The sequence below is a fragment of the Bacillus sp. Bwzl_19 genome (assembly GCF_054900515.1).
This window is the reverse complement of record NZ_CM142729.1, coordinates 2324938-2336776: the sequence shown is the minus strand read 5'-3', so window position 1 is coordinate 2336776 and position 11839 is coordinate 2324938. Positions and strand designations below refer to the sequence as shown.

Below are 11839 nucleotides of genomic sequence, written 5' to 3'. Positions count from 1 at the left end.
CACCAATGGGTAAGAGTCCTGTAGTTATAGGCATCGCAGGAGGGTCCGGATCAGGAAAAACAAGCGTCACCCGTTCCATCTATGAACAGTTTAAAGGACACTCGATTTTAATGATCCAGCAAGACCTTTATTATAAAGACCAAAGCCATCTTCCGTTTGAAGAAAGGCTGAACACAAACTATGATCACCCGCTCGCATTTGATAATGACTATTTAATCGAGCATATTCAAGAGCTTTTGAATTACCGGCCGATAGAAAAGCCGATTTATGATTATAAACTGCATACGCGTTCTGAGGAAACCATTCCGGTTGAGCCGAAGGATGTCATTATTCTGGAAGGCATTCTCGTCCTCGAAGATAAAAGACTTCGCGACCTCATGGATATGAAACTTTATGTCGACACGGACGCGGATCTCCGTATCATCAGACGGATTATGAGAGATATTAACGAAAGAGGCCGTTCAATCGATTCTGTCATTGAGCAGTATGTGTCCGTCGTCAGACCGATGCACAATCAGTTTGTTGAACCGACGAAACGCTACGCGGACATCATTATTCCGGAAGGCGGACAAAACCACGTCGCAATTGATCTGATGGTCACGAAGATTCAAACGATCCTTGAACAAAATGCAATTTTGTAATACCATAGCATAGACATAAATAACTCAGACCATATTATGTATAGGCTGGAAGGGAATGAGACAGTTCCCTTCTTTCCCTGTTTATAAACCGAAACATTTGCAGAAAACACACATTCAGTTTAAGATAAACAGTACCTATATGGGAGAGAAGAACGAGGACTGCCCTGTGTTCTCATTCTTGATTTTTTCGTTTATGCTCTCATACATAATCACACGTTATTGTTGAGGGACAACCACCAAGGAGTGAAGGAACATGGCACAAGAAAAAGTTTTTCCGATGACTCACGAAGGAAAACAAAAACTTGAACAAGAATTAGAGCAATTGAAAACGGTTAAACGTAAAGAAGTAGTAGAACGCATTAAAATCGCAAGAAGCTTCGGAGATCTGTCAGAGAACTCTGAGTATGATTCCGCAAAAGAAGAACAGGCATTTGTGGAAGGGCGCATCACGACGCTTGAAAACATGATCCGCAATGCGAAAATCATCGAGGATGACGGCGGTTCAAATGTAGTCGGTTTGGGAAAAACCGTATCATTCATCGAATTGCCCGACGGTGAAGAAGAATCTTACACGATTGTCGGAAGCGCTGAAGCTGATCCGTTTGAAGGAAAAATCTCAAACGACTCGCCAATCGCAAAAAGCCTGCTCGGCAGAAAAGTGGACGAAGAAGTGACAGTTCAGACGCCGGGCGGAGAAATGCTCGTGAAAATTGTGAAAATTTCATAAGATCCGTTTAACAATGAAACACCTCGTCCAAAATGTGGATGAGGTGTTTTTTATGATCGTATCAAAAAGGCTGAAAACGGCCGTGATTTGTTTTCTGCTCGTGTTTTTCTTTCTGCTTGCTAGGCTGGCTGAAATTCAGCTGTTTTTTACAGAATCTTTTTCAAAATCCAATATTAATCTGATTCAGGAAAGCGTCAAGCAGCGGACGGAAGAAGTCCTTATTTCAGACGGACGCGGCTCTTTTCTTGATCGGAACGGCAAAGAGCTGACCGGAAAAAAGCAGCCTGCCGTCATACTGTTTCCCTTTCTCGTGACGCAGGATTGGCCGGTTGACCGGGTATCAGACATTCTCGGAATGAAACAGGGGGAGCTCAGGCAGCTGCTCACGGAAGCAAAAAAACCGGTGATCCTGAACAGCAGAAAAATAAAACATTTGACGAAACAATCCGTGGCAAATATCAATTCTTTGAAATATCCCGGCATTTACGGCGTATATATGAAAGACAGCAAAGAAACAAACATAGCCGCTCATCTGTTGGGCGCGACAAACCAGGACCCTGAGCTTTTGAAAAAGAAATACCCCGGGAGGAAGGAACTGCCGATCACGGCAAAAATCGGGACAAGCGGGATGGAGCGGTCGTTTGATGAGTTTTTACTGGCGGATCAGGACACAAAACTTTTGTATCATGTCGACGGAAGGGGAAACCCTTTATTCGGAATGGACGTCAAATATACGGCTGAAGCAAACGCGTTTTATCCGCTGCAAGTCAAAACCTCCATCGACCGCAATATTCAAGAAGCAATGGAAGATGTATTGAAAGACCGCGGGTTAAAAAAGGGGGGAGCCGTCCTTTTAGACATTGAAAAAAGCAGTGTGCTCGGAATGGTATCAAAGCCTGACGCTGACATGTCAAAGCAGCAGACACTGCAAAATTACATGCTGACGCCGATTTATCCGGGATCAGTGTTTAAAACGGTGATCGCCGCAGCCGCAATAGAACAAAACGAAGTGAAGCCGGGCACATCCTTTAACTGCAATCTCAACCTGTACGGAGAGCCGGGGGATGACAAAGGCACGCTCAGTTTTGGAGAAAGCTTTGCCCAAAGCTGCAATTATACGTTTACAAGTCTTGCGGAAAAATTGATCAAAAAAGATGATTCCGTTATTGAAAACATGGCGGAAAAACTAGGTCTCACACAGCGGGCGGGCTGGGAAGGCAAGCTGTACCGGGAAGACGGATTCAGGCAGCTGTATAATGAAAAAAGCGGGGTCATTTGGGGAGATGACAAAGACAAAACCGTAAAAAAAGCCGTCGCACAGACGGCGATCGGGCAAAAAAACGTGAAAGTCACGCCTCTTGAAGTCGCCAATATGATGGCGGCGATCGCGCGCGGCGGTGAAAAAAAACAAGTCAAAATTGCGGACAAAATTGAATACAAAAACAAAACGACGATGGCGTCATTCAAAGATCAGCCGTTAAAAGGGGAAAACATCGACAAATATACGGCGCAGCAGCTTCAAAAAATTCTCAGAGAAGTCGTCACCTCACCGAAAGGAACCGGCCGAAGGTTTCAGGATCTGCCGTATGAGATAGCAGGCAAATCGGGAACGGCCCAGACGGGAATGTTCACAAAAGAAAAACAGACGCTTTACCACAAATGGTTTGCGGGATACTTTCCCGTGGACAAGCCGAAATACGCTCTCGTGGTGCTGCACATGGACACGCCGGGGGATAAGGCTCTGACAAATACAGTGTTTTATGATATTGTTAAAAAGGTACATGAAAATGAAACAAATCAGACATAGAACAACCGCTCAGCCCATGTTAAAATATATGCTGAGCAAGAGGGATAAAGGAGTGCAGAATGATTGAGCAATAAACAATCTCGTTTTGAAAACCGTGATAAGCGCAGAAAAGCAAATATGGTGCTTAACATTTTAATTGCTATCGTATCTATTCTTATTGTCGTCGTTGCAGTCAGCCTCTTCATCAACAGTCCGTCGAGCGACGTGAGCGAAAAAGCGGACACGAGCCAGAAGCAGGAAACACCTGCATCAGGCAAGACGAAGCAGACATCCGATGAAGACATAAAAGACAGCAAAAAAGATAAGGCATCAGACGATGACAAAAAAGATAAACAGGATAAGGACACATCTGATTCATCTTCAGACTCTGACAGCAAAAAAGACGATGATTCATCGAAAAGTGATGACAGCAGCAAAAAAGACTCTGATTCAAGCGATCCTTTTAAAGAAGCAAAAATAACAGAGGGCGGCTCATCAAGCGATGTCGAGAAAACAATTGTTAACCCAAAATGGAAAGCGGTCGGAACAAAGCAGACGGGAGAACATGCGGCGACGTATGACTCAAGCTCTGAAGACTGGTCCGAAATGCTTGACGCCATCTCTTACGCAACAGGCGTGTCAAAAGATCACATGACAGTGCTGTGGCTCGGAAACAATGGAAGCCCGCAAGATGCGAAGGGTAAAGTTTTAGACAAAACGAACGGCAAAAAGTATCAGGTCACCATCACTTGGAAAGACAAAAAAGGCTGGAAGCCGACAAAAGTAGAAACGTTAAAATAACCGCAAAAAAGCAGCTGATTATTCAGCTGCTTTTTTCTGTCATACGTCAGCTGAAAAATGCACCGACGCGCTGTAAAGGATTCTGCCGTCAACGGCCGTCACCTGATGGGATACAGAACGGACGCGAAGCATAATCGCCTGGTTGTTTTCAATCTGAACGTTTATTTTCTTTTCAAGCTCCTGCAAAGATGCCGCTTCGAAAAATTCTACTTTATCTTTGATTAAATCCAATTGAAAATTCATCAGTACAGATCCTCCTGATTTTTCTTCTGAGTCAATGAAAGTATAAGCCTTTCTGCCGTAATTGCGCAATAATCCCAAAGTATTTTAGTACCCTTCCATTCTTTTTTGTGATAGGATAGGAACTGTTCCACGATTAATCCATACTATACTCATAGGAATTATAAATTATGGAGAGTGAAAAATATGGGCCGTGAATTTATTCCATTATTTGAAGATTGGGCAGCGACTTATGATGCCACAGTGCACGGGGCAGACAAACAATATGCTGATGTTTTTAAAGGGTATGACAATATTCTTGACAGCATCGTGGCACTTTCAGGTTCAAACGTTTTAGAGTTCGGACCGGGCACAGGGAATTTAACGGCGAAATTAGCCGCCGCGAACAAAAAGGTGTTTGGTGTAGAACCGTCTCCGTCAATGAGAAAACTGGCGGCTGACAAGCTTTCTGACAAAGCCGTGTTCAGTGACGGAGATTTTCTGGAGTTTCCCGCTCCGCCTTTTCAAATAGATACCATCGTCAGCTCGTACGCCTTTCATCATTTAACCGATGAAGAAAAGCGAACGGCTGTAAAGCAGTATGGCACAATCCTTCAGAAGCATGATAAAATAGTGTTTGCCGATACCGTCTTTAAAGATCATGAAGCTTATGATGAAACAATTAAAAAAGCAATCCGAAACGGCTATCATCAATTAGCGGACGATTTAAAGACGGAACATTATCCGACACTCGGGACAATGAAAAACATCTTTTCAGAAGAGGGATTTGCCGCGCGGTTTACGCAGCAAAATGACTTTGTCTGGATAATGGAGGCGATTAAACGGTAAATCGAAGGGATTGTGTATAAATGAAACTGGCAGTCATCGGAGCAATGGAAGAGGAAGTTACGATTTTAAGAAGCAAACTGAAAGACGCAAAACAAGAGATGATCGCTCACTGTGAGTTTACGACGGGCAGCTATGAAGGCGTCGAAGTTATCTTGCTGAAATCGGGGATCGGAAAAGTCAACGCCGCGATCAGCACGACGCTTCTGCTTGACCGTTTCAAACCTGATTATGTGATTAACACAGGCTCAGCGGGCGGTTTTCATCATACATTGAATGTAGGCGACGTCGTCATCTCAACAGATGTCCGCCATCATGACGTGGATGTGACGGCGTTTGACTATGAATACGGACAGGTGCCGGGTCTTCCGGCAGCATACAAAGCTGATGAAAAGCTGATCAGTATTACTGAGGAAGCGGTTTCTGAACTGAACGGCATTCAAGTCGCCAAAGGCACAATCGCTACGGGAGATTCTTTTATGAATGATCCGAAGCGGGTTGAAGACGTACGCGCCAAATTTGCGGATTTGTATGCGGTTGAAATGGAAGCTGCGGCTGTCGCACAGGTGTGCCACCAGTTCAAAACGCCTTTTGTTGTCATCAGAGCTTTATCTGATATTGCCGGAAAAGAATCTGACGTTTCATTTGATAAATTTTTAGAACAGGCTGCCGTTCATTCAACTGAGCTTGTCCTGAATGTCATCAAACGAATTCACTAAGCGGGGGATTCTCGTTCTCCTCCGCTTTTCCAGGAGGACACATATTGAACGCGATAACAGATATTACAGAACTGATCGGAAATACACCGCTGCTCCGTCTCAAGCATTTTGATATACCGGAGGGAACAGCGGTTTATGCTAAACTTGAGATGATGAATCCGGGCGGAAGCATTAAAGACAGGCTGGGCGGAATGCTCATTGAAGATGCGCTACGCACGGGAAAGGTGAAACCGGGCGGTGTTATCATCGAAGCGACTGCCGGAAACACCGGGATCGGACTCGCTCTGTGCGCCAGAAAGCATCAGCTTCGCGCCGTTTTTTGCGTCCCGGAGCATTTCAGCAGAGAAAAGCAGCAAATTATGAAAGCTCTCGGAGCGGACATCGTGCATACGCCGAGAGAAGAAGGCATGCAGGGAGCCATTCGAAAAGCGCTTGAACTGGAGAGAGAGATTAATAATTCTTATGCCGTTCTGCAATTTAAAAACCGAGTAAATCCATTGACTTACTATAAAACGATCGGACCTGAAATATGGAACGCGCTCGGCGGGGATATCCACACCTTTGTCGCAGGAGCGGGTTCCGGCGGCACCTTTGCCGGTACGGCAGCTTATTTAAAAGAGAAAAATCCTGCCGTCAAAACGGTGATCGTTGAACCGGAAGGCTCGATCCTGAACGGAGGAGAGCCGCATGCCCATAAAACGGAAGGCATCGGCATGGAGTTTATCCCGGATTATATGGACGAGAACCATTTTGACGCCATTTACACAGTGGAAGACGATACGGCGTTTTCGCTTGTCAGAGAAGCGGCCGAGAAAGAAGGCCTCTTAATCGGAAGCTCTTCAGGGGCGGCTCTTTATGCAGCGCTTGAAGAAGCGAAAAAAGCGCCCGCCGGATCAAATATCGTCACTATTTTCCCTGACGGCAGCGATCGATATATAAGCAAAAACATTTTTCAAGGAGGTCAGTAAGATGAAGAAAAAAACGCTGATGGTACACGGAGGAATTACGGGAGATGAAAAAACAGGAGCGGTTTCCGTACCGATTTATCAAGTAAGCACGTACCGGCAGCCGAAAGCGGGCGAGCACACGGGTTATGAATATTCAAGAACGGCCAATCCGACGCGGACGGCGCTTGAAAGCTTAATTGCGGAGCTTGAAGGCGGCGCGGCGGGATATGCGTTCGGCTCAGGCATGGCTGCGATTACTGCCGTCATGATGCTGTTTGACAGCGGCGATCATGTTATTTTGACGGATGATGTATACGGCGGCACTTACCGGGTGATGACAGGTGTGCTGAACCGCTTCGGTATTGAAGCGGACTTTGTTGATACGAGCAGTGAAGAAAAAGTCAAAAAGGCCATTCGCCCGAATACGAAAGCCATTTATATCGAAACACCGACAAACCCGCTATTGAAAGTGACTGACCTCAAACTGATGTCTGACATCGCAAAAGAAGCGGGCGTATTGCTTATCGTCGATAATACGTTTTACACGCCGTATTTCCAGCAGCCGCTCAGCTTCGGCGCGGACATCGTGCTTCACAGCGCGACAAAATATCTCGGCGGCCACAGCGATGTCGTCGGCGGCTTAGTCGTGACGGCTGATAAAGAGCTCGGTGAAAAGCTTCATTACGTGCAAAACTCAACGGGCGGCGTTTTAGGACCGCAGGATTCATGGCTTTTAATGAGAGGCATTAAAACACTGGGACTCAGAATGGATGCCATCAATCACAGCGCCGGGAAAATCGCCGAGCTGCTTGAAGCGCATGATGCCGTTCAGACGCTCTACTATCCGGGATCAGCGAAACATCCGGGCCATGAGCTGACAAAAGCGCAAAGCTCCGGTTTCGGCGGAATGATTTCCTTTGATATCGGCAGCAGTGAACGCGTCGACGCATTTTTAGAAAAATTGAACCTGTTTACAATCGCTGAAAGCTTAGGAGCGGTTGAAAGCTTAATCTCCGTGCCGTCCAGAATGACGCACGCTTCGATCCCGCGCGACCGACGGCTTGCGCTTGGCATTACCGACGGGCTCGTACGGATCTCAGTCGGTATTGAGGATACTGAGGATTTAACGGCGGATGTGAAACAGGCGCTTGATTCCCTTTTATAAAGAATGGATAGATTTACATTCTCTGTCGGCTGTCAGCTTGTATTATAATGTTGGTAGACTATAAAACTGGCAGGTGACCTTATATGGAGAAGAAAAGACTGAAATCATTAATAGAAGATTTTAAGCATTACGCATTTATTCTGCTTGCAGTCAGCACCTTCATTTATATCGGCGCGGTTCTTCCCGGACAAGGGCTGACTGCGGGCCAGAAAATGCTGATGTTTGTAACGGATTGTGCATTTTTAGCGGGCGCTTATTTCTGCGTTGACCGTTCACTTATTTATAAAAAGAGGCTGGAAGAGGCCGATGAATAAAAAAAGCCATTGTCTTTTGACAATGGCTTTTTCATTTCTTATTCAGACGGGGTTTCGCGTAATTCTTTTCCCATTCCTTTTAAAAACTGAAGCCCGAAGCCGAGCGCGCGGTTAATATCAGGATCACCGACGGCTTTCATCAGTTCAAACATACTGACTTTCCTGTCCTCCTTTAAAAATCTTTGCGCCTGATCTGTCCCGGCCATGGCGCTTTCTAAAAGTCTGCCCATAAATTCGGGATCAGCTTTTGACAGCGCGCCTCCCGCGGCCATCATCGTATTCAGAAGATTGGTGACAGGTTCCCGGGAAATCTGTCCGAGTGCGATTTTGGCAATCTCCTCTTTTGCCTGGAGCATATAGCCGGCGGCATCAAAAATGCCCAAGCCATTCAGCTCTGCCATAATGGACATCGTTTTCGCGACGGCTTCTTCATTTTCTGCGAGAAGCGTCTTCAGTTCTTCCAGTTTTTCAGCTTTCAGCTGTTCCTCTGTTTTCGTTTCTTTTTGAATTTCAGTAATTGGGCTTGCCATAATGTTTCCTCCTTTCCTTAATCAGTTAGGTGCACATAGCCCGGACGGTTCCATTTTCGCTGAGCTTCCACACCGTTTTGCGGATGACGTTTTTTGTTCCGCGGATTCGTTTTCGGAAGCGGCGGTGTATCACAGGAGCCGAGCACTTCCATGCGGACTTTTGTCTGTTTATAGGCAGGTGTATGTGTCCGTGAATCATACGCAGGCCCGGTCAGGAAATTAATCGCAGAATCTTTATCTGTAGAGTTCATCGGCAGATAAAGCTCATTTGCGCGGACACGGTCTGTCACAAGCGCATTCAATTTAACCGCCCCAAAAGGAGAGACGAGCCGGATCATTGTTCCGTCGCAAATTCCGCGTTCAGCCGCGAGCTCCGGCGATACTTCAACAAATACATCCGGCACTTTAGACTGAATGCCCTTCGATTTGTTTGTCATGTTTCCTTCGTGGAAATGTTCAAGCATCCGTCCGTTGTTAATATGCAGGTCATATTCTTCAGGGAATACGGCAGGCTCCACCCAATCGCTCAGCGCAAAACGGGCTTTTTTGTCCGGGAAGTTAAAGCCGTCTTCATAAAGAAGCGGAGTGCTCTCTCCCGTAAAGCTTCCCCACAGGAAGCTGTTCCAACCGCTAAGAACGTCGTAGCTTGCTTTTCCGAACAGCGGAGAAAGGCTCGCCATTTCTGAGAAAATATCGCTTGGATGCGTGTAATTCCAATCAGCGCCTAAACGATTGGCGACTTCCTGAATAATCCACCAGTCCGGTTTAGCATCACCAAGCGTCGGAAGCGCCTGATACAATCTTTGCACACGCCGCTCTGTGTTTGTAAATGTTCCGTCTTTTTCAAGAGATGGAACTGCAGGCAGGATGACATCCGCGTATTGCGCCGTTCTTGAAAGGAAAATATCCTGCACAACAAAGAAATCAAGGCTGGATAAAATGTCATGAACATGGTTGGCGTTTGAATCGACGAGCGCCATATCTTCACCGACAAGATACATGGCTTTCATGTTTCCTTCTTCAATCGCATGGAGCATTTCGATATTATCAAGACCCGGCTTGCCGTCAATTTCAACACCGTAAGCTTTTTCGAATTTAGCGCGTGCCTCATCATCGGTAATATGCTGATACCCCGGAAGCCAGCCTGGAAGAGTTCCCATATCGCAAGCGCCTTGAACGTTGTTATGTCCCCGCAGCGGATAGGCTCCGGCGCCCGGACGGCGGTAGTTTCCTGTGGCAAGCAGCAGATTGGAAATCGCCGCTGATGTATCAGAGCCGCCTGTATTCTGGGTAACGCCCATGCCCCAAAGAACACAAGTGCCGTCTGCATCACGAATCATTTCGGCAATGCGGATGATCGTATCCTGAGAAAGTCCGGTGATGCGCTCCGCATATTCTAATGTATACTTTTTCAGCGTTTCTTTATAATCTTCAAAGTAGTTGACATTCTCATCAATAAACGCTTGATCGTGCCAGCCTTGGTCAATCATATATTTTGTCACTGCCATGAGCCAGACTTGGTCAGTCCCTTGTTTCGGGCTGATAAAGAGGTCGGACCGTTCAGCCATTTCATTTCTGCGCAGATCGGCAACAATTAATTTTTGTCCGTGAAGCTTATGGGCGCGTTTCACGCGTGTGGCCAGAACCGGATGTCCTTCTGCCGGATTGGCGCCGACGATGAGCACGAGGCCCGCTTTTGCGATATCTTTAATTGTGCCGGCGTCACCGCCCATACCGACTGTGCGGAATAAGCCGTCCGTTGCCGGTGACTGGCAGTAGCGTGAACAGTTATCCACGTTGTTGGTTTCAAATACTTGACGCGCTAATTTTTGAATAACGTAGTTGTCTTCATTCGTAATTTTAGAAGAAGAAATAAAACCGACAGAACCATTTCCGTGTTCGGCCTTGATCGAACCGAGTCTTGAAGCGACAAGATCAAGAGCTTCTTCCCATGACGATTCAACAAATGCGCCGTTTTTCCGGATAAGCGGTTTTGTAATCCGTTCTTCCGAATTCACGAAGTCCCAGCCGAATTTCCCTTTCACACAAGTGGAAATCGCGTTAACCGGAGCATCGGAAACAGGCTGAATTTTAAGGATGTCACGGCCTTTTGTCCATACTTCAAAAGAGCATCCGACGCCGCAGAACGTGCAGACCGTTTTTGTTTTTTTCGTCCGTTTATCGCGCATAGCCGCTTCCACTTCTGACACGGCGAAGATGCTTGTATAGTCGGGTTCAACATTTTTCACTAAATCAATCATCGGTTCCATGACATCTTCTTTTATTCCTGTCATAAATCCGGCTTGGCCGAGCATTGATTTTTCCATCAGTGCGTTACAAGGGCAGACAGTGACACATTGGCCGCAGCTGACGCAGGATGATTCATTAATGGCGACGCCTTCATCCCAAATGACCCGCGGGCGGTCGCGCTCCCAATCAATTGAAAGGGTCTCATTCACCTGAAGGTTTTGACACACTTCCACACATTGACCGCAGGCGATGCATTGGTTCGGATCATAGCGGTAAAACGGGTGAGACATATCAACCGCGCACTTTGAATCATCTTTCGGCGTATACGGATATTTCTGATGCTCAATTCCCATCATTTCCGCTGTATTATGCAGTGTGCAGTTGCCGTTGTTGTTATCGCATACCGTACAGTAAAGCAGGTGATTCTCGAGCAGGCGGTCCATGGCCTCTGTCTGAGCCTCTTTTACCCTTCCCGACGTAAGCGAGATGGACATCCCGTTTTCTGCAGCCGTGGAACAAGAGCGCTGCAATTTCCCGTTTACTTCAACAATACAGGTGTCACATGTTTGAATCGGATCTACTTCCGGTACATGGCATATTTGCGGAATCTCAATTCCGTTATGGTTTAAAATATCTAAAATCTTTGACCCCTCTGGTGCTTCATACTCCGTGCCGTCAATTTTGACACGGATAGACTGAACGTCTGTCACTTCCAATTCCCCTCCATCTTTTAAACTCGAAAAAAAGCCATGCACATAGATACCGGCCTCCTGTCCGGAGAACGGTATAAATACGCATGGCGGAATAGTTCACTAGCAAGTCTTACTAACAGACCAATCCTATTTGTATAAAACGATAGACTCGTAACACGTTTCCTATTACAAATCCATCTTC

The 11839-nt window shown here is 46.3% G+C and carries 12 protein-coding genes; 9 read left to right on the top strand and 3 right to left on the bottom strand.

All coding sequences use genetic code 11. From position 1 onward, the window contains the following. Positions 1-5 precede the first annotated feature (5 nt). From udk to ACW5MY_RS12425, 4 genes are all read left to right on the top strand, one after another. Positions 6-641 carry a uridine kinase gene (gene udk, locus ACW5MY_RS12440; RefSeq protein WP_003152763.1) on the top strand — a complete coding sequence of 212 codons (636 nt, stop codon included), beginning with the start codon at positions 6-8 and terminating at the stop codon, positions 639-641. Between the two features lie 253 nt (positions 642-894). Next, positions 895-1368, top strand: a complete 474-nt coding sequence (gene greA, locus ACW5MY_RS12435) for a transcription elongation factor GreA (RefSeq protein ID WP_003152766.1) — start codon at positions 895-897, stop codon at positions 1366-1368. 52 nt (positions 1369-1420) lie between these two features. Next, a complete protein-coding gene (locus tag ACW5MY_RS12430; protein ID WP_289393749.1) occupies positions 1421-3175 on the top strand; it encodes a peptidoglycan D,D-transpeptidase FtsI family protein in 1755 nt (584 codons plus the stop codon). A gap of 63 nt (positions 3176-3238) precedes the next feature. Then, positions 3239-3955: a YrrS family protein gene (locus ACW5MY_RS12425; protein ID WP_013353007.1), complete on the top strand. Its 717-nt coding sequence runs from the start codon at positions 3239-3241 to the stop codon at positions 3953-3955. Between the two features lie 39 nt (positions 3956-3994). Here the strand turns inward: ACW5MY_RS12425 and ACW5MY_RS12420 are convergent, their stop codons facing one another. Continuing rightward, entirely contained in the window at positions 3995-4198 is a 204-nt protein-coding gene (locus ACW5MY_RS12420) for a YrzA family protein (RefSeq protein WP_003152771.1), read from the bottom strand. 183 nt (positions 4199-4381) lie between these two features. On the opposite strand from ACW5MY_RS12420, the gene ACW5MY_RS12415 reads away from it, so the two are divergent. From ACW5MY_RS12415 to ACW5MY_RS12395, 5 genes are all read left to right on the top strand, one after another. Continuing rightward, positions 4382-5023 (top strand): class I SAM-dependent methyltransferase, encoded by a 642-nt coding sequence (locus ACW5MY_RS12415; RefSeq protein WP_013353005.1) that lies wholly within the window; start codon positions 4382-4384, stop codon positions 5021-5023. A 20-nt stretch (positions 5024-5043) separates the two neighbouring features. Next, positions 5044-5739 carry a 5'-methylthioadenosine/S-adenosylhomocysteine nucleosidase gene (mtnN, locus tag ACW5MY_RS12410; RefSeq protein WP_003152774.1) on the top strand — a complete coding sequence of 232 codons (696 nt, stop codon included), beginning with the start codon at positions 5044-5046 and terminating at the stop codon, positions 5737-5739. 44 nt (positions 5740-5783) lie between these two features. Further along, complete coding sequence (locus ACW5MY_RS12405) at positions 5784-6707, top strand: O-acetylserine dependent cystathionine beta-synthase (RefSeq protein ID WP_013353004.1); 924 nt, start codon at positions 5784-5786, stop codon at positions 6705-6707. Between the two features lies 1 nt (position 6708). Next, the gene (locus ACW5MY_RS12400; RefSeq protein ID WP_003152778.1) at positions 6709-7851 is read left to right on the top strand and encodes a bifunctional cystathionine gamma-lyase/homocysteine desulfhydrase; all 1143 of its coding nucleotides are present in this window, start codon (positions 6709-6711) and stop codon (positions 7849-7851) included. Positions 7852-7934: 83 nt separating this feature from the next. Further along, entirely contained in the window at positions 7935-8165 is a 231-nt protein-coding gene (locus ACW5MY_RS12395; protein WP_013353003.1) for a YrhC family protein, read from the top strand. A 38-nt stretch (positions 8166-8203) separates the two neighbouring features. Here the strand turns inward: ACW5MY_RS12395 and ACW5MY_RS12390 are convergent, their stop codons facing one another. Next, on the bottom strand, positions 8204-8695 hold the full coding sequence (locus tag ACW5MY_RS12390) for a helical membrane plugin domain-containing protein (RefSeq protein WP_003152780.1): 492 nt from the start codon (positions 8693-8695) through the stop codon (positions 8204-8206). A 17-nt stretch (positions 8696-8712) separates the two neighbouring features. Further along, positions 8713-11655: a formate dehydrogenase subunit alpha gene (gene fdhF, locus ACW5MY_RS12385; RefSeq protein ID WP_088030690.1), complete on the bottom strand. Its 2943-nt coding sequence runs from the start codon at positions 11653-11655 to the stop codon at positions 8713-8715. Between the last annotated feature and the right edge of the window lie 184 nt (positions 11656-11839).